Source organism: Gordonia sp. 34D (assembly GCF_056682775.1).
The window spans coordinates 831,684-849,206 of sequence record NZ_CM155293.1; the positions used below are offsets into that span (position 1 = coordinate 831,684).

Sequence of the window (17,523 nt, forward strand, 5' to 3'; positions counted from 1 at the left end):
CTCTTCATGGCATCCGCTAGCCGAGACGGCACACCGGGACGACGACGAGAGGGCGGAAACCCGCGCTCGTCGGACAGTAATAACGCACGGGGCAAATCCTCGGGCAAGGGCGCCGCAAGCCGCGGCGCCGCAGGAAAAAAGGGCGCATTCGCTGGCAAACGTGGCAAGCCGGGTGCGCCAGGCCAGCATCCGTCGTCGCGCAAGCCGCACCGTAAGGGCAGCTCGCACGTCGACGTCGAATCCGGCAAGATCCGCCTGAACAATTCCAAACCCGCTCGCAATCAGATCGCCAACGGTGAGGGCGAAGGCGCCACATATGTCGCCGATGGCATGCGCCTCCAGAAGGTACTGGCCGCTGCTGGCGTTGCCTCGCGCCGTGGCGCCGAAGAGCTCATCGCCGCCGGTCGCGTTGAAGTTGACGGCGAAATCGTGCTCGAACAGGGCCTGCGCATCAACCCCGACACCGCCATCATCAAGGTCGACGGTGCCCGCGTGGTCATCGATGAAACCAAGCAGTATCTCGCACTGAACAAGCCGAAGGGCCTGCACTCGACCATGAGTGATGAGCAACTTCGCCCGTCGGTCGGTGACCTTGTTGCCGAACGAGTGATGGCCGGCCAGCGACTCTTTCACGTCGGGCGTCTAGACGCTGACACCGAAGGTCTGCTGCTGCTGACCAACGACGGCGAATTGGCGCATCGGCTGATGCACCCATCGTTCGAGGTTCCCAAGACGTACTTGGCGACCGTTCGTGGCGAGGTTCACCGCGGTCTCGGTCGGGTCTTGCGCGAGGGCGTCGAACTCGACGACGGTCCCGTGCGCATTGACAAGTTCGCACTGCTGGAGGTCCACCAGGGGGAGTCGCTGGTGCGACTGACGCTGCATGAAGGCCGCAAGCGCGTGGTGCGTCGACTGCTCGCCGAGGTTGGTTTCCCGGTGATTCGCCTGGTCCGTACCGACATTGGTCCGGTGGCGCTCGGCAAGCAGCGTCCCGGCAGCATTCGCGTGCTCGACAACCGGGAGATCGGTGCCCTGTACAAGGCGGTGGGGATGTGAGTGCTGCGGCAACCCCTACCGGCGACACGGTTCAGGTAGTCGCGATCGACGGTCCCGCAGGCACAGGTAAATCGACGGTGTCGGCTAGCCTCGCCGAGCGAATCGGTGCCCACATGCTGGACACCGGTGCGATGTACCGGGCCGCGACCCTCGCCGTGTTGCGCGCCGGTGTCGACCCCGCGAGCGACGACGTCCGTGACGTTGTCGACGCAGCAGATATTCGGCTGGCCGTCGGCGACGGTGACACGCAGGTCTTCCTCAACGGCGAAGACGTGTCCGACGAGATCCGCACCAACGATGTCACCGCGGCAGTTTCGGCCGTCTCGGCACATGCGTACGTGCGTACCAAGCTCGTCGAACTGCAGCGACGTCACGCCGACGACCAGTTGCTGGTCGTGGAAGGGCGCGATATCGGCACCGTCGTTTTTCCGAACGCCGCACTGAAGGTGTTCTTGACGGCAACGCCCGAGGCACGTGCCGAACGACGTCACCGTCAGAACGTGGCATCTGGCCGCGAAAGCATCCTCGCTGAGGTTCTCGAGGCCGTGAACCTCCGCGACCACCTTGACTCGACGCGCGCAGTATCTCCACTGCGTGCGGCAGACGACGCTGTCGTCGTCGACACCAGCGAAATGACCCTGGAGCAAGTTATTGACCGGCTCACCGAGCTGGTCACCGAGCGAATCGGAGTCCGCCCGTGACCGACGACTTCTCAACCGAATTTGAATCCGCAGACCCCAACTTCTCCGGCGACGGAACGTGGTCGGAGGAGGGGGACTGGGACCTGTCCGAGTTCCTCACCGACGAGGACACCGCTGCCGGTGCCGCGCTGCCGGTGCTGGCCATTGTGGGACGACCCAACGTCGGGAAGTCCACGCTGGTGAACCGTATTTTGGGTCGCCGTGAGGCGGTCGTTGAGGACGTTCCCGGCGTCACGCGCGACCGCGTGTCGTACAAGGCCGAATGGACCGGACGCCAGTTCATGGTTACCGACACCGGCGGCTGGGAACCGGATGCCAAGGGCATGGGCCTCGCAATCGCCACGCAGGCCGAACACGCAATGCGGACGGCCGACGCGATCGCGCTCATCGTCGATGCGACTGTGGGAGCCACCGCGACCGATGAGGCCGTGGCGCGCATGCTCCGACGGTCGAAGACGCCGGTCCTGCTTGTCGCCAACAAGGTCGACTCCGAGCGCATGGAATCCGAGGCGGCATCGCTGTGGTCGTTGGGTCTGGGGGAGCCGCACACCATCTCGGCTGCCCATGGTCGAGGGACCGGTGACTTGCTCGACAAGATCCTCGAGGTGCTGCCGGAGTCGCCTCGCGAGCGTTTCGCCGCTGGTGGGCCGCGGCGCGTCGCGCTGGTCGGCAAGCCGAACGTCGGCAAGAGTTCGCTCCTCAACAAACTGGCTGGCGAAGAGCGTTCCGTCGTCGACAATGTCGCAGGCACCACCGTCGACCCCGTTGACGAGGTCATCGAATTGGGTGGTCGCCCTTGGCAGTTCGTCGATACGGCGGGCCTGCGCCGCAAGGTCCGCAATGCCACCGGTCACGAGTACTACGCATCGCTGCGTACACGCGCTGCTTTGGACTCTGCGGAGGTCGCGCTGCTCCTAATTGATGCTGGGCAGCCGATCACCGAGCAGGACCTGCGGGTGTTGTCGATGATTATCGACAGCGGCCGGGCGCTCGTCGTGGTGTTCAACAAGTGGGACCTCGTCGACGAAGATCGGCGCCACGAACTCGACAACGAGATCGATCGGGAATTGGCGCGTGTGCCGTGGGCACGCCGAGTCAATATTTCGGCAATGACCGGTCGGAGCGTGCAAAAGCTGGTCCCGGCGCTCGAAGGGGCGTTGGAATCGTGGGACAAGCGTGTGTCGACGGGACAACTGAACAACTGGCTCAAGGAAATCATCGCGGCGACGCCTCCGCCGGTTCGCGGTGGTCGTCAGCCGAAGGTGATGTTTGCGACGCAGGCGGCAACTCGTCCGCCAACGTTTGTGCTGTTCACGACCGGCTTCCTGGAAGCGGGTTACCGTCGATTCATCGAACGCAAACTGCGTGAACGCTTCGGCTTCGATGGTTCGCCGGTGCGTATCAACGTACGCGTGCGCGATCGGCGCGATCGCAAGCAATAGTCGTGGGAGCCGGGCAGTCGCCCGGTGGATCGATGATCAGCATGCTGTGAAATACTTCCGGCATGCTGATCATCGGAATCATTCTCTGGGGCATGCTCATTGGCGCTGCCGCCCAGCTGATCCTTGGTACCGGCCGTAAGGGCCTCAATTGGGGTATGGCCCTTGGTGCCGGCCTTGTTGGCTCGTTCGTCGGTGGACTGTTGATCAGTCTCATCGCGGGCGACGGCCTCGAGTTCCGTCCCAGCGGAATCATTGGCTCACTCGTTGGAGCGCTCTTGGTTTCCGGAATCTGGATCTACGTTGACCGCAAGCAGGTCGAAAACTAATCTTACGCAGGCGATTCGCCGTCTGTGCGTCGCGTGAGTTAAAGTAAATTCGCTCCGCACAGCGGTGCAACGGGCTGTGGCGCAGCTTGGTAGCGCACTTGACTGGGGGTCAAGTGGTCGCAGGTTCAAATCCTGTCAGCCCGACCAAAAACCACACGAAAAACGCCTCTCCGAGAAATCGGAGAGGCGTTTTTCGTTGTCTCACTCTAGCGTCGACGAGAATTGTCAGACCCTCGCGATAGTGTTCACACAGACAAACGAACACAGTGGGCTAGTTCACTACAGCTACTTCACTAACGCCGCGAGGAGGTGAACTCGATGGACCTGACCCAGGCAATTGCCGAGGTGAAGGATCCGGCCGAGCTCGCCTCGCTGGCAAGCGCGGTCGCCGCCCAGCTCGCCGGGGCGGTGTTCGCTGCTTCCACCGAGGGGCAACTCTTGGAGGCCGCGGAGGTCCTTGAGCGGGCCAACCGTCGCTTTGACGGCGCGAACTCGGCGTTGCTGGCCGAGATTTCCGACCGTGGTGCCTACCGCAAGGCCGGGTTCCTCTCGGTCCATGCGTTCCTCGCCGGAGGCCTACGCCTCGGGGGTGGAGAGGCGCGGCGGCGCCGGATCGCCACCGAGGGCATCGCCTGCCTGTCGAACCTGCAGGGCGAAACCCTTCCGCCAGCGTTCCCGACCACAGCCGAGGCGGTCGCCGACGGCGCTATCGGCACCGAGCATGTGGTCGAGATTGATGCGGTGATGCGGAAAATCCCGGCCGCGGTCGACCCGGCCACTCGGGCCGGGGCCGAGGCCCAGTTAGCTGAAGTCGCCCGCGACCTCACCCCGTCCGGGGTCCGGGCCGCCGGTTTCCGGTTGTTGGCCCACCTCGACCCCGACGGGGCGCTCACCGACGAGCGGGACCGCCAACGCCTCCGCGGTTTTGGCCTCGGTGGTCAGGATCAGCGCCTGATGAGCAAGGTCCGCGGCTATCTCACCCCGCAGCTGCGGGCCCGACTCGAAGTCACGCTCGAGTCGTGGGCCAAGCCCGGGATGAACAACCCCGCCGACCCAGCCTCCCCACGCGAGGCCGCTGAGACCGCTGACCCGGCCGCCCTCGCCGCGGCGGCCGAACGCGATGACCGTGCGCTCGGCCAACGCCAGCACGACGCCCTCCTGGCGCTGCTGGAGGCCGAGCAAGCCCTGCGGCCCGGCGCCGGGCGGGCGCTCTCCAGCGAGTTAGTCATCACGGTGACCGACCGGGAGTTGGCCGAACAGGCCGGAGTCGCCCTGACCGCCACCGGCACGCGGGTTCCGGTCGGGGAACTGGTCGAGCTTGCTGCCGATGCGACCCCGCATTTGGCGGTGTTCTCCCATGCGACGGGTCAGCCGTTGTATTTGGGGCGGGGGTCGCGGTTGGCCAACAAGCCCCAACGCCTCATGCTTTTCGCCCGCGACCGCGGGTGCACCGCACACCGGTGCAACGCCCCGTTCGCCCGGACCGAGGCCCACCACTTCCCAGATTGGGCCGACGGTGGTCCCACCGATGTGGACCATTTGGGTGCCGCATGCGGACGCCACAACCGCAGCGTGGGCAAGAACGTCGGCGAGTGGGAAACCAAACTCGTTGTGGATGGTCCCGCCCGGGGCCGGGTCGCTTGGCGGCCCCGCACCCCCGGCAGGCGCGCCGCGTGGCGGGTCAACCAAACCCATCACGCCGAGTTGCTGCCCATTCAGGGCCCGCACGCCCCTCCGGAGCCGGAGGATTCCCGCATCGAGGCCCACCTCGAACACTTGCTAGGGGCTTAACCACCCGACCAGTCGGAAAATACCGCTGGTCGGGGGTTCAGTCATGCCCTGAGCGGTCACATGACAAGAAGACTGCGCTACCGACGGGAGCCTACTGGCAGGAATGCTGGAGAAAGCCGTATAGGCCTGCGCGGTAGCCACGAACGTAGCTGCGGTCACTTGTCGGGTCCAGTGCTTGATCCAGGGTCATCGACGCGAAGTTGCGCGCCCACGGGTGCGGCAGCCTATCGAGATCGGCGATGGAGTCCTCGAAACCTTGCTGAAAGACATCTGGGTCCAGATCTGCGTCCCGTTCCGGGTCACGCAGCGGAAACGATGTCGGAAGACACGTCACTGTCCCGTGCTCGGTGACAATATCGAGGGGAGGCAAGTCGGTGTGATGCGCGGTCATAGATTCGACTTCCTCTCGGCGAGACTCCGATAAAGAGTGGCGCGGCTGACGCCCAACTCTGCGGCAATCTGCGGAACAGAATGCCCTGTGGCACGCATACGCTCAGCGATGGAGACTTTTGCGTCATCGAGTGCGCGCGGGCGACCCGCGGTCGCAGCGTGCGGTGGCCTCGTCGATGACAGTCGAGTGGCGCTCCGGGCCTCTTCGTCGAGTTCGGCCAACGATGCCAGCACACCGACAATCATCGAACCCGCCGGATCGTCGGTATCGACACCTTCGCGCAGTGACCGGAGGCCAATTCGCCGTCGAGTCAATTCGCGGGCACTCGCTAACACCTCCGGTGCGGTCCGCCCAAGCCTGTCAATCCCTACGACGACGGCGGTGTCACCGGGGCGCGCATAGGCGAGGAGGGCGGCCCATCCCGGGCGTGCGGCCGTGAGTGGGCCGCCGGTCTTATCGCTGTAGATCCGGGATGGATCCACGCCAGCATCAGCGAGGGCGTCAATCTGAGCGTCAAGGCCATGTGGTTCGCGACCTATCCGCGCATAGCCAAGTCGGTAGGCAGCGCCTGCTCGTGCGTCCGAAGTCATGCACGCAATCTATCGCAAAATAGGAGACTTCGATTATGCGACACGCTCATTTATGAGAATCGCTTGCGGGTTATGCGGGCGTCAACTGTTATGGAGTCGCATAAGTGTCTCGCAAAAATCTCGGACAGTTGTGAGACAGTCGCAAAATTGGATCGTTGCGGTTCTGTCGCACGACACCGACCAAAGCAAACGGCCGCCTTGCGACGATGGATGTCGCAAGGCGGCCGGAGCGGCTGTTGAGAGTGGCTAGCTAGCGGTAACCGCTTCGAAACGCTGGCCGGACTTAGGGCAAGCCTTGCCCATCTGGTTGGAATCGGCGAGGAATGCAACCAGATCGGCAAGGGTCTCGGCGGACGGACGCGGGTGGTAGCCCAACTCTGCCTTGGCCTTGGAAGCGTCGACGGTCGGTTGTGCCACGAGGGCGGCGATCGATGCGCGCGAGACCAGGTCGGAGCCAAGCAGGTTACTGATCGGCTCGGCGATCGGCACGATCATCTTGAGGACGCTCAGCGGCAAAGCCCACAGCGGGCGGAAGCGGCCGCACAGATCGGCTACCGTGCGCATCGCGTCGATGAGGCGGACGTCTTCGCCTCCGAGGAGGTAATTTTCGCCGGTTTTTCCCTTCTCGGCGGCAAGGATCAGGCCGCGGACAACGTCGCGGACGTCTACGAGGTCGAAGGTGCCCTCGACAAACATTGGAACCTTGCCCTGCGCGGCGTCGCGGAGCATGCCGTTAATGCGCGACAAGCCATGGTCGACGGGGCCGTACACACCGGTTGGGTTGCAGATCACGGCGTCGAGGCCGTCGGCGATGACCTTGCGGAGTTCCTGCTCGCCGGTCCACTTGGATCGGTCGTACACGGGGAGCTTGGGGTCTTCGGAGCGCTTCGACGTTTCGTCGACGATGCCGCTGTCGGTGTACTGGTCAAACGAATGGATGGAACTGCAGTGCACGAAACGGCGCACGCCGGCTTTCAGGGCGGCGCGTGCGGTTGACGCGACGCCTTCGGTGTTCACCTTCCATGCAAGCTCGTCCTGCTGCTTCAACGTGATCATCGCGACCAAGTGGTAGACCGTGTCGACGCCTGCGAAGGCGTCAGCGAGGGCTTCTTGGTCGAAGATGTCGGCCGCTACCCAAGTGACCCGTGAGCTCTCGGTGGCATGGGCTGGCGAGATACGGTCGATCGCGATGACCTCGTGACCGTTTGCGACAAGTTGGTTGACCAGGTTGGTGCCGACGAAGCCAGCTGCGCCCGTGACCGCGACCTTCATGTACATCCTCAACAGTTCGATGAAATCTGGAGACTCGACGAGCCTCAGCAACTAGAACGTGTTCTAGTTAGCGCCAGGCTAACACGTGAGCCCCGTCTCTACGCAACGTCGCCTGGGCAAGATTGGCCCCATTGGGGGACGATGGATGGCATGAATTTCTCTGACTTCAACGCCGCCGCCGGAGCTTGGGTTCTCGAAAACGGACATCGTGCAGTTCTGGCACTTACCGGAGGGCGTTGGCCGTCAAAGCTTCTCGGAATGCAGACGCTTGAGTTGCACACCGTTGGCCGGAAGTCGGGGAAGCGGCGCTCGACCATGCTCACGGCACCGATTTATCAATCCGACCGAATTGTTGTGGTGGCGTCCAAAGGTGGGTATTCGGACGATCCGGACTGGTTTAAGAATCTCGTCGTTAATCCCGATGTGGAGGTCACCGTCGACTCGGTGACGACGCCCTGGACCGCCCGTCGCGCTGAGGTAGCGGAAAAGGCTGACCTCTGGCCGATCCTCGTCAAGGCGAACAAGGGCTATGAGGGATACCAGCAGAAGACCGATCGCGATATTCCCGTCGTGATTTTGACGCCCCGGAAGTGAAGTCACGGAAGTGAAGTCACGGCCGCGACATGGCCGTTGGGGCTCCCGTGGAACGTCACTCGTGAGACATGTCCCGCGGTGATTGCTTAACTGCCGGTGCGGACCGCTAGCGTCTGGCTATGCAATGGCAACGGCGACAGATCGTACTGTGGGTACCTTTTGTTCTCGTTTCAGTAATCCATCTGGTGGCGTTGACCTTCAACAGCGGAGTTGCCGGGCCGACCAAGCTGTTCCTGATGCCGCTGTTGGCGCTCCCCGTGGTTGGCGCGGGACGTGGTCACGTCGTCGGGCCAATTCGCACGCTGCTGTTGGTCGCGCTCGGGTTCTCCTGGCTTGGCGATGGTGCGGGAGCCTTCTTTCCCAATGGTCTGGAACTTCCGTTGATGCTCGCCTTCTTTGGGTGTGCCCATATCGCGTACATTGTGCTCTTTGTTCGCTACCTCAATGTTCGACGGCTTCCGCGATGGGTGGCGATCTATGCGTTGTGGTGGGTGGTGATGGTTGCCGTCATTGGCCCGCACACGGGAGCGCTGTTGATCCCCGTAGCGCTGTACGGTCTGGTGCTCGCAGGAACCGCAGCAACAGCGGGCGGGTGCGGCCCAATGGTCGCTATCGGCGGCGCGTTCTTTCTCACTAGTGATTCGCTCCTGGCGTGGCGGTTGTTCTTACCCGATGCGGCTCCCGGCTGGTTTGGGCCGGCGGTGATGGCGACCTACACGCTGGGTCAAGGTTTGATCGTCGCGGGCGTGCTCCGGCAGACCAAACGGCGTGAATCGGTCTTTCTGGGCGCCGGATAGATGCGTCAACCGCTTCTCTGCGGCAAACAGAGACCTTGGTCCCTTGCGCGCAAAGTCGAACTCGGCTTTCCTATGGAAAACAGTGGGGGAATTCGACAACAGGATCGGATCCAGTGGGGCTGGCGGCGGCACGCGTTGAAGCGTTGCGACAAGGAGCGGAGGACCGGTGCCGGTGTTCCTAAACGCGCGATCGACAACAGTTCGATCCCGGAAACGGCAGCCTTCCGTTGCCTGGTCGGATGTGACCATCCTGATTCTCACGATCGTCGCAGCCGTGGAGGTACTTCTTCACAGTCGCGTCGATCTCCCGACGGCCACCGGGGGAGTTCTCTATTGGGGTCCAGCCGTCGTTTTTGTCGCCTTGGGAAGCCTGGCGTTTGTGTCCCGCTGGCGGACAGGCGTGCACTGGGCGTTGGTGCTGTGGGGATGGATCATGATCATCATTACGTTGGTGACGCTCCTCCCCAGTACCGCCGGGCGGGAATACCGCGCCGATCCGGCGCTGCACTATGCGATGCACGCGTTGATCTTTGTCACGCAGATCGTGCTCATTGTGTTTGTGATTCGACGTCTCGGGACCGACGCCGAGCGCGCTTCTACGGCACGACACAAGTTGGCGGGTCGGTAGGGTTTGCCGCTAGCGACTGGCTGTTGCGACCACACCGGCGCTGGCCGTCACCACGAGGCAGATGGCACCGAGTTGGCTGGCACTCAATGCCTGCCCCAAAACCATGAAGCCGGCGAGCGCGGCCACGGCAGGGCCCAGACTCGACAGGATCCCGAACACGCGCGTCGACATGCGTTTGAGCGCGGTGAATTCCAGGGCGTACGGGACCACTGACGTCAAGATCGCGACGCCCGCAAAGGCGACGAGCAGCATTGGGTCGGCAAACACGGCGGGTGCAGCTTGGAATGTGCCAATCGGTACGACGATCGCGGCGGCAACCAGCATGGCAGCAGCGAGACCGTCGACCCCGTTTACGCGGGCGCCAAGTCTTGCCGAAGCGACGATGTACAGGGCCCAGCAGGTCGCCGCGATTGCCGCGCACGCGGCTCCGGTCACTGTGATTGAGCCACCGGCGCGCAAACCCAGCACGGTGATGCCAGCCACCGCGAGCAGCACCCACAAGAGGTCAATAACGCGACGACTGCCAGCCGTGGCAATCGCGAGCGGTCCCAGTAGTTCGATGGTGACGGCGATGCCGAGGGGGATTTGAGCTATCGCCAGGTAGATAAAGAGGTTCATTCCGCCGAGTGCCACACCAAGCAGGATGACGCCTAGCCAGGTGCGCTGTGACCACGACGACACGCGCGGGCGGACGATGGCGATAAGAATCAGCGCGCCGCAACCAAGCCGGAGTGCTGCCGCACCATAGGGTCCCACGCGGTCGAAGATCGATCCGACGATCGCATTGCCGAACTGGACACTAAATACGGCCGCAACAACCAGGACGCTCGCGGGGATGCGGCCGAGAAGGTTGGAGCCGTTGTTCACGCGGCGATCCTATCGTCACCGACAACCACCACGATTCCGCAAGCGCGCTGGCCTGGGCGTTACCGCTGGACTGCCTTCGCGATCGCAACATTACGGGTGACGGTGTCTTTCTCAGTGGTGTTGAGGGCACGACCGTTGGCATCTTCGACGACCCAATGCGCGTTGAGGACGGTGCGGACGATGACCCAGTCGCGGGCGCGGTCTTCGTCGAATCCGGCAGTGTCGACAACGGTGAAGAACCGGCGCTCGATGCCTGCGCGAACATTGCGCGACATTTCGTCCCATCGATTCCAGAGGAGCGGTGCGATCTCGAAGTGCGGATCGCCCGACATGGGCTTGGGATCGATCGCCAGCCACGGTGAGCGGGTTCTCGACGAAAGTACGTTCTGGTAATGAAGGTCGCCGTGGATTAGCGTGCCGACCGAATTCGGGTCGTCGCATAGGTCGCGTCCAGTCCTGAGCGCCTGATCGATGAGGCGTGGCGGCACAGGGACCGCGCGGGCGTCGGTGGCGAGGGCTGTCAGCCAGGATTCGACAAAGTCGGTCAGGTTACGAAACACCGGACTCGCCCGTCGATGGAGCCGTGGATAGAGGCTGGCGATAATCTCGCAGGCGTCGATGGCGTCGATGGCGTCGACTTGCGTGAGGTCTTCGGGTCCGAGGCGTTCCAGTAGGAGCGCGCGTCGACGCGGGTCCGCGCGAAGCATCGTGACGGCTCCATCGCCAGCCCACTGCGACAGGGCGACGGACTCGTGTTCGGATTCGACGTCGCCGTCGAAGGTGATCTTCAGGGCGGCGACGACGCCGTCGGCGGTGCGGACCGGTACGACCATCGACACGTAACCGTTCAGCGGCGGTCCGTCCGGACGCAGTTCCCACTCGTCGAGGAGATCGGCGGCCAGGCGGGGCAGCCGGCGGAGCCAATCGGCCCAGTCATCACCGAGGGATGATCGCCGCAACAGATCGGCTGGGATGGTTACGCGACTGCTCACTTTCGTCAGGATAGGCGAGCGCGATACGGCGGGGGAAAGCGATTTGCCGTGTTGCTGGATACTGGAGCGGGCGATGATGGTGTCTGTTTAACAAATCGATCTTTCGGATTGCATCGGCCCACGTCCGTACTGGAATCGGCCGAAATTGAGGGGACTTGTGAAGAAGTGGTGGCTGCTCGCTGCGGCGATCGTGGCTGAGGTGGCGGGCACCATGATGCTCCGCGCCACCGTCGACGCACCCGTGTGGTCGATCGGTGTGATCATCGGTTACCTGGCGGCATTTCTGATGTTGGGCCTTACCCTCCGCGAAGGGATGGCGGTGGGCGTCGCTTATGGCGTGTGGGGAGCGGTCGGTGTGGCACTAACCGCATTACTGGGATCGGTCATCTTCGACGAGACTCTGACGATGACGTCGGTCGTGGGAATCGGCGTGATTGTCGTTGGTGTGCTGGTGGTTCACAGTGGGGAAGGCGCCCGATTGGGAAACGAAGAGCCGATTGACGTGGCCGGATGAGGTACCTGTGGTTGGTCCTGGCGATTGCCGCTGAACTCGGTGCCACCTTGAGCCTGCGCGCCAGCGATGCCTTTCGCCGTCGCTGGTGGCTGTTCCCGGTTGTTACGGGTTACGCCATCTCGTTCGGTTGCTTGGCGTTGGCCCTGGTGGCGGGCACGCCCATTGGGGCGGCCTACGCCATCTGGTCTGCCGTTGGGATTATCTTGGTAGCGCTGCTAGCGCGGGCAATTTGGCGAGACCCATTGACTGTCCGGATGATTATCGGATTCATCATCATCAGCGTTGGCGTGGTCCTGGTGGAATTGGGTTAGGTTTTCCAATCATGCCCATTTCGAGCGGGGCGAAGCCTCGACTCCAGACTTCCCGGATCGCGACACCAAGCAAGACCAGTGGCACTGCCAGTTCGGGCCGGAGGCTATCGACGGCGAACCAAACCAGGATCGCGCCGACGATCGGTGTCAGGACAGTGGCGACACCGACGAGAAGGTTTCGCGACAGGATCGCTTCGAGGATCGCTGCAATAACGGTCACCGAGATCGCCAGCAGCGCGGCAACTGTCAGGGTGTTGTAGGTGGCGAATCCGGACGCGAACGGGTCGGAGCCGACATCGGTCAACGGTATGTACGACCGGTATCGGACGGGCCCCGAGGGCCCAAAATCCCGGCTCATGCAGGTAACGACGAAAACCCACCATGCGGTGTGCCCGACGATACGAACCAGAATTTCTGTCCGAGACCTTCGAGTTCTGTCTGCAGTGCTGGTCAAAAATCCCCCAAGAGTTCCCCTGGCCGAAGCGCGGCCTCCGTCACACCCTAGCGGCGGCTTTGGCCTCGTCGAGAATCGCTTCCAACATCGGTGAGGTGAGGCGACCGGTGAACGTATTCTGTTGACTCACATGGAAACAGCCCAAAATGCTGAGGGTACGACCATCGGGGTGTTCGACGACTACGCGCGCCCCGTGCCCGAACTTGGGGCGCGGTCGGGGAACGTCCCACCCGCCGTCGATCAGGCTCGACATGAGCGCTTGCCAACCGAATCCGCCGAGGACGATTGCGACCTTCACTGTTGGGGCGAGCAGTTCTAGTTCGCGATTCAAGTAGGGCGCGCAAGTGCGTCGCTCACCCGGTGTCGGCTTGTTCGCGGGCGGAGCGCAGTGCACGGGCGAGGTAATCCGAGTATCGATGAGGCGGAGGCCGTCATCGATCGACGAGGCGTGCGATTGGCTCGCGAGTCCGACCGCATGCATTGCGGCGAAGAGAAAATCCCCGCTGCGGTCCCCGGTAAACATCCGGCCGGTCCGGTTGGCGCCGTGGGCTGCGGGTGCGAGTCCGACGATGAGGATGCTTGCGTCGTCGGGTCCGAATCCGGGAACCGCCTTGCCCCAGTAGATCTGGTCCCGGAACGACGCGCGTTTGGTCACGGCGACTTCTTCGCGCCACGCGACCAGGCGGGGGCAGGCACGACAGTCGGCAATGAGCGAATCAAGTTCGGCGATGGTGCGGGCCTTTGGCGCGCGACTGGGCGCAGTTTCGGCACGCGATTTCATACCTCCACCGTATCCCCGCGGTCCAACGCGGCGCGCGGACTCGGTCGCCCGGGCATAGTGAAGATCATGCAGCCTGCGCTCGCCGACGTCATTCCGTCCGTCGCCAAAGCTCTCGTCGGTGAGGCCGAGAATGTCCTCGGAATTTCCCCGGCCCGTGATGTGGTGGTGCTTTTGGTTGACGGCCTCGGTGCGGAGTTGATCAAATGTCATGCGGAAGCCGCACCGACGTTGGTGGCCGCGATGCGGGCCACGTTGGCGGCTGGCTTTCCGGCAACGACTGCGACCAGCCTGTCGAGTTTGGCCGTAGGAGCACCGTGCGCGACGCACGGGATCGTCGGTTACAGCTTCGCGGTCCCGGGCCCCGAACCCGACGGGCAACTTCTCAACGCCTTGCGCTGGCGTGTCGGGGAGGGAAAGGGGAGTGATGCTCGCGAGAGTCTGCCGCCGGAGTCCGTGCAGACCGTGCCAAGCGCAATTGAGGGGCTCGCAGCGTCAGGTATCGACATCCACTACGTGGTTCCCTCGTACCAAGTGCGATCGGGACTGACACGTGCTTCGTTTCGGGCACCGGGTGTTTTGCATCCGGCGGCATCTCTCGACGAAGTGCGTGCGGGAATCCTTGAGGTTGCCCGACACGATGGGCTCGGAAGCAGGTTCGCCTACGCCTATTACCCCGATCTCGATATGAACGGGCACCTGTGTGGTCCAGGATCGGCAGAGTGGCTGACGGTTCTCGCGGCTATCGACGCCATGATCGCTGATCTGTTCACGGAACTGCCGGATACGTGCACCCTCCTGGTGACGGGCGACCACGGCATGGTCCGAGCGGGTGCCGTCATCGACCTCGACGCCGACCCCAATTATTGGCGCGACGTGCGTTTGCTCGCCGGTGAGGCCCGGGTCCGCCACGTATACGCACGGGTACCGCAAGCGGCTGCCGATATTGCTTCGCGCTGGTCAGCGCTCCTCGGTCACCATGCTCGGGTGGTGACGCGAGAACAGGCGCTAGACGAGCGCTGGTTCGGTGCCACGCCGCCAACGGCGACCATCAACGCTCGTATCGGAGACGTCTTGGCGGTCGCCGACGGCACGAGTATTCTGGCTAGCCCGTCGCGCGAACCGATGGAGTCGGCAATGGCCGGGCATCACGGTGCCTGGACTGCCGAGGAGCAACTCATTCCGCTGATCACCAACCGTTGACCCGCCGGTCGTGCCGTCGCCCGGCGCTCGGAGGACTTCTTGACCCCAAACCGCACGGATCGACCCGATGTCTTTGACCTTCCCGAACGACTCGCCAGTAAGCGCAATCCAGTCCTAATCGCTGATGACCGACACCACTTCGCGCTGATCAGCGACCGCGTCACGACGCGACTGTCGGAACTGAACGCTCGGCTCGACGAGGCTCGCCGCTCGACGGACGTGCGGGTTGGTGCGGGAGTTCAACGCGACCAGGAGATCCGCGGCTTATCGTCGCAGATCCGGCGCCTGTCCCACTTTGGCGCTGACCTGTGCCTCGGCCGGCTGGTGACCGTAGACGGCACGCGAACCTATATCGGTCGTATCGGGTTGACGGCTGCCGATGGAACACCCCTGCTGGTGGATTGGCGGACCCCGGAGGCAGCGCCATTCTTCGCGGCGACCCTGGCTGAGCCGATGGGGCTGGTAGGTCGGAGGCACTACCGCTGGTCCCGGGAAGTCATCGTCGACTACTGGGACGAGGTGTTCGCGACTGGGTCGAGCGCGCAGGAATGGAGTGCCGCCGAGTCGAGAGCCGCGCTCGACAGCCAGTCGTCGTTCATCGCCAGCCTCGGTGCCAGTCGATCAGCAAAGATGACGTCGGTACTCGGCACGATTGCCGCCGATCAAGACGCGGCGATCCGGGCGTCGTCGCACGGACCCTTTGTGGTTGAAGGCGGTCCCGGTACCGGCAAGACCGTCGTGGCACTTCATCGAGCTGCCTACCTGCTGTATGCCGATCCGCGATTGCAGGGTAATCGCGGTGGCATTCTGATTGTTGGACCGCACCGGCCGTACCTGTCTTATATCAGCGACGTGCTCCCCAGTCTCGGCGAAGAAGGCGTTGCCACGTGCACTCTGGCAGACCTGGTTCCCGGAGGGGAGAATTTCCTGCCCGAGGTCGATGAGGCGGTGGCAACGTTGAAGTCGACCACGGCGATGATGTCGGCGATCGAGGCCGCCGTCGCATTCTATGAGGAGCCGCCGACCGACGCGCTGACGATTGAGACTCCATGGTGCGACGTGACCGTTACCCCGGAGGATTGGCGGGAAGCGTTCGCCGCTGTGGGCCGCAGCCCAATCCACAATGAGGTCCGCGAGGAGATTTGGGAAGTTCTGCTCGAAATCGTAGTCGGGACTGCGGGTGGCGATTTGCGCGATGGCGAGGAAGTCTCGTCATCGCGTCTGCGGGGGAGCGTTGAGGAAGACGGAGCATTGCGTGCGGCCCTGCGGCGCGCGTGGCCCATGCTGAATGCGGAAGAGTTGGTCGCTGATCTGTGGGCCGTACCGGCATATCTGCGGCATTGTGCACCGGGGCTGACCACCGAAGAGCGGGCAACGTTGCGCAGACCGGAGGGGTCGGCTTTCACCGCCGCCGACCTGCCGCTGCTCGACGCGGCGAGGCGCCGTCTCGGTGATCCGGAGGTCTCCACTCGACTGCGGCGCCGGCGCGCGGAGGTGCGGGCGCAACGGCGGGTCCGCGACGATGTCGTCGCCGAACTGATCGCCGGTGACGACAACGAATCTCTTGTCTCGATGCTGCGCGCCGAAGATATCCAGGGCGTCATCGTCGATGAGGCCGGAATGTCCGATGGCGAACGGCAACCGCTTGATGGGCCGTTCGCGCATATCGTGGTTGACGAAGCGCAGGACCTCACCGACGCGCAATGGCAGATGCTGTTGGCGCGTTGCCCGTCGAAGAGTTTCACCATTGTGGGTGACCGCGCGCAATCGCGCGCAGGCTTCGCGCAGACGTGGGCCGAGCGTGCCGCACGGGTCGGCCTCACCCGCGGCGCGTCTGACGGCTTGCGACGCACCACCTTGACCGTCAACTATCGAACGCCCGCAGAAGTGATGGATCGGGCCCGACCGGAAATCCTGGCAGCGCTGCCGGACGCCGATGTGCCGGAGTCGATCCGCAGTTCTGGGCTGCCGGTGATTGAGGCGTCGGTGGCCGACCGCGACCAGATTCTGTCGACGTGGCTCGCCGAGCACCCGGACGGAACCGTGGGTGTGATCGGTGACGACAGCGTGGTGAAAGTGCCGGATCCGGATGCACAACGGGTGGTGTCACTGACGCCTGTGGAGGCAAAAGGTCTGGAGTTCGATCTGGTGGTTCTGGTGGGGCCGGACAGATTTGGCGGCGACATCGCCGGAGCGGTGGACCGCTATGTGGCGATGACGCGGACGACGTCGCAGCTGGTGATTCTCTCGGGGGATTCTCACCCCAGGTAGCGCGTCGCAATGCCGACGCCGCGCACCTCGCCGATGGGGCCGGTAACGACCGACACCATCTGGTAACTGCGCGTTGGATCCCGTTCCAGGGTGCGGGGATTGAGCGGCAGGATGAGGCCCGACGGGACGCCGCTGCCGCGGACTGCTTCGCCAGCGCTGAAAACGCGCGGCAAGGCTTCGCCCACAAAGACGAAGCGCGCCGAACCGCGACGACCGTCGGTAGGTCCGTCGAGGCGCTTAAGAATTAGTGTCCGAGACGTGGGGATCGTGTGCGCGCTAACGGTTTTGATGCGTTCGTACACCGGAACCCCGAGAGCGAACAGTGCACCGTACGGTGCACTCGCCACCTCCGTCGGCGTCAGGACAGCTGCAGCTTCGGCGGCCGGTGCTGCTGTGGCGGGCGAGTCGACAGCGATACCGGCGAATATCAGGGTCACCGCAGCGAGCAGCGTCGCCCAGGCGCGTGACGTGCGGACTGACCTGACCTCTTGCTGACATTTCGCTGCCTCCATGGTGATCACTGCCTTCCGTCGAATGCTGCCCAC

General features: G+C 63.6%; 20 protein-coding genes and 1 tRNA gene. 13 read left to right on the forward strand and 8 right to left on the reverse strand.

From position 1 onward, the window contains the following. Window positions 1–6: 6 nt before the first annotated feature. The 6 genes from AC1L34_RS03805 to AC1L34_RS03830 all read left to right on the forward strand — a co-directional run bounded on the left by AC1L34_RS03805 (window position 7) and on the right by AC1L34_RS03830 (window position 5,316). Window positions 7–1,056 (forward strand): pseudouridine synthase, encoded by a 1,050-nt coding sequence (locus tag AC1L34_RS03805; protein WP_424324798.1) that lies wholly within the window; start codon window positions 7–9, stop codon window positions 1,054–1,056. After that, the gene (gene cmk / locus AC1L34_RS03810; protein WP_424324799.1) at window positions 1,053–1,757 is read left to right on the forward strand and encodes a (d)CMP kinase; all 705 of its coding nucleotides are present in this window, start codon (window positions 1,053–1,055) and stop codon (window positions 1,755–1,757) included. Before AC1L34_RS03805 ends, cmk begins: the two co-directional genes overlap by 4 nt. Beyond that, window positions 1,754–3,199: a ribosome biogenesis GTPase Der gene (gene der / locus AC1L34_RS03815; RefSeq protein WP_424324800.1), complete on the forward strand. Its 1,446-nt coding sequence runs from the start codon at window positions 1,754–1,756 to the stop codon at window positions 3,197–3,199. Before cmk ends, der begins: the two co-directional genes overlap by 4 nt. A 62-nt stretch (window positions 3,200–3,261) precedes the next feature. Next, window positions 3,262–3,525, forward strand: coding sequence for a hypothetical protein (locus AC1L34_RS03820; RefSeq protein WP_424295965.1), 264 nt, complete (start codon window positions 3,262–3,264; stop codon window positions 3,523–3,525). Window positions 3,526–3,595: 70 nt separating this feature from the next. Then, window positions 3,596–3,672: transfer RNA gene (locus AC1L34_RS03825), tRNA-Pro, on the forward strand. A gap of 171 nt (window positions 3,673–3,843) precedes the next feature. Further along, complete coding sequence (locus tag AC1L34_RS03830) at window positions 3,844–5,316, forward strand: HNH endonuclease signature motif containing protein (protein ID WP_480035105.1); 1,473 nt, start codon at window positions 3,844–3,846, stop codon at window positions 5,314–5,316. Window positions 5,317–5,407: 91 nt separating this feature from the next. Here the strand turns inward: AC1L34_RS03830 and AC1L34_RS03835 are convergent, their stop codons facing one another. The 3 genes from AC1L34_RS03835 to AC1L34_RS03845 all read right to left on the reverse strand — a co-directional run bounded on the left by AC1L34_RS03835 (window position 5,408) and on the right by AC1L34_RS03845 (window position 7,569). Further along, a complete protein-coding gene (locus tag AC1L34_RS03835) occupies window positions 5,408–5,707 on the reverse strand; it encodes a hypothetical protein (RefSeq protein ID WP_424321860.1) in 300 nt (99 codons plus the stop codon). Continuing rightward, window positions 5,704–6,297, reverse strand: coding sequence for a recombinase family protein (locus tag AC1L34_RS03840; RefSeq protein WP_424321859.1), 594 nt, complete (start codon window positions 6,295–6,297; stop codon window positions 5,704–5,706). Before AC1L34_RS03840 ends, AC1L34_RS03835 begins: the two co-directional genes overlap by 4 nt. A gap of 246 nt (window positions 6,298–6,543) precedes the next feature. Next, a complete protein-coding gene (locus tag AC1L34_RS03845) occupies window positions 6,544–7,569 on the reverse strand; it encodes an NAD-dependent epimerase/dehydratase family protein (RefSeq protein ID WP_424295757.1) in 1,026 nt (341 codons plus the stop codon). 150 nt (window positions 7,570–7,719) lie between these two features. Between AC1L34_RS03845 and AC1L34_RS03850 the strand changes: the two genes are divergently transcribed. The 3 genes from AC1L34_RS03850 to AC1L34_RS03860 all read left to right on the forward strand — a co-directional run bounded on the left by AC1L34_RS03850 (window position 7,720) and on the right by AC1L34_RS03860 (window position 9,588). After that, a complete protein-coding gene (locus AC1L34_RS03850; protein ID WP_424295759.1) occupies window positions 7,720–8,163 on the forward strand; it encodes a nitroreductase/quinone reductase family protein in 444 nt (147 codons plus the stop codon). A gap of 119 nt (window positions 8,164–8,282) precedes the next feature. Continuing rightward, on the forward strand, window positions 8,283–8,960 hold the full coding sequence (locus tag AC1L34_RS03855) for a lysoplasmalogenase (protein WP_424295761.1): 678 nt from the start codon (window positions 8,283–8,285) through the stop codon (window positions 8,958–8,960). A 241-nt stretch (window positions 8,961–9,201) separates the two neighbouring features. Beyond that, complete coding sequence (locus AC1L34_RS03860) at window positions 9,202–9,588, forward strand: hypothetical protein (RefSeq protein ID WP_424295762.1); 387 nt, start codon at window positions 9,202–9,204, stop codon at window positions 9,586–9,588. Between the two features lie 9 nt (window positions 9,589–9,597). Here AC1L34_RS03860 and AC1L34_RS03865 read toward each other — a convergent pair whose 3' ends face one another. After that, window positions 9,598–10,455 carry an EamA family transporter gene (locus tag AC1L34_RS03865; RefSeq protein WP_480035106.1) on the reverse strand — a complete coding sequence of 286 codons (858 nt, stop codon included), beginning with the start codon at window positions 10,453–10,455 and terminating at the stop codon, window positions 9,598–9,600. Between the two features lie 59 nt (window positions 10,456–10,514). Then, complete coding sequence (locus AC1L34_RS03870) at window positions 10,515–11,447, reverse strand: aminoglycoside phosphotransferase family protein (RefSeq protein ID WP_424295766.1); 933 nt, start codon at window positions 11,445–11,447, stop codon at window positions 10,515–10,517. A 157-nt stretch (window positions 11,448–11,604) separates the two neighbouring features. Here AC1L34_RS03870 and AC1L34_RS03875 point away from each other — a divergent pair, with 157 nt between their 5' ends. Both AC1L34_RS03875 and AC1L34_RS03880 read left to right on the forward strand, forming a co-directional pair. Continuing rightward, window positions 11,605–11,961, forward strand: a complete 357-nt coding sequence (locus tag AC1L34_RS03875; RefSeq protein WP_424295767.1) for a DMT family transporter — start codon at window positions 11,605–11,607, stop codon at window positions 11,959–11,961. Further along, complete coding sequence (locus tag AC1L34_RS03880) at window positions 11,958–12,272, forward strand: DMT family transporter (RefSeq protein WP_480035107.1); 315 nt, start codon at window positions 11,958–11,960, stop codon at window positions 12,270–12,272. Before AC1L34_RS03875 ends, AC1L34_RS03880 begins: the two co-directional genes overlap by 4 nt. On the opposite strand, the gene AC1L34_RS03885 is transcribed toward AC1L34_RS03880, so the two are convergent. Beyond that, window positions 12,238–12,630, reverse strand: a complete 393-nt coding sequence (locus tag AC1L34_RS03885; RefSeq protein WP_424295772.1) for a hypothetical protein — start codon at window positions 12,628–12,630, stop codon at window positions 12,238–12,240. The genes AC1L34_RS03880 and AC1L34_RS03885 overlap by 35 nt on opposite strands. A gap of 136 nt (window positions 12,631–12,766) precedes the next feature. After that, window positions 12,767–13,507 carry a uracil-DNA glycosylase gene (locus AC1L34_RS03890; RefSeq protein WP_424295773.1) on the reverse strand — a complete coding sequence of 247 codons (741 nt, stop codon included), beginning with the start codon at window positions 13,505–13,507 and terminating at the stop codon, window positions 12,767–12,769. A 66-nt stretch (window positions 13,508–13,573) separates the two neighbouring features. Here AC1L34_RS03890 and AC1L34_RS03895 point away from each other — a divergent pair, with 66 nt between their 5' ends. Beyond that, a complete protein-coding gene (locus tag AC1L34_RS03895) occupies window positions 13,574–14,707 on the forward strand; it encodes an alkaline phosphatase family protein (RefSeq protein ID WP_480035108.1) in 1,134 nt (377 codons plus the stop codon). 39 nt (window positions 14,708–14,746) lie between these two features. Then, on the forward strand, window positions 14,747–16,978 hold the full coding sequence (helR, locus tag AC1L34_RS03900) for an RNA polymerase recycling motor ATPase HelR (RefSeq protein WP_424325391.1): 2,232 nt from the start codon (window positions 14,747–14,749) through the stop codon (window positions 16,976–16,978). On the opposite strand, the gene AC1L34_RS03905 is transcribed toward helR, so the two are convergent. Then, on the reverse strand, window positions 16,966–17,523 hold the full coding sequence (locus AC1L34_RS03905) for a hypothetical protein (RefSeq protein ID WP_424295777.1): 558 nt from the start codon (window positions 17,521–17,523) through the stop codon (window positions 16,966–16,968). The two genes, helR and AC1L34_RS03905, sit on opposite strands and share 13 nt — an antisense overlap.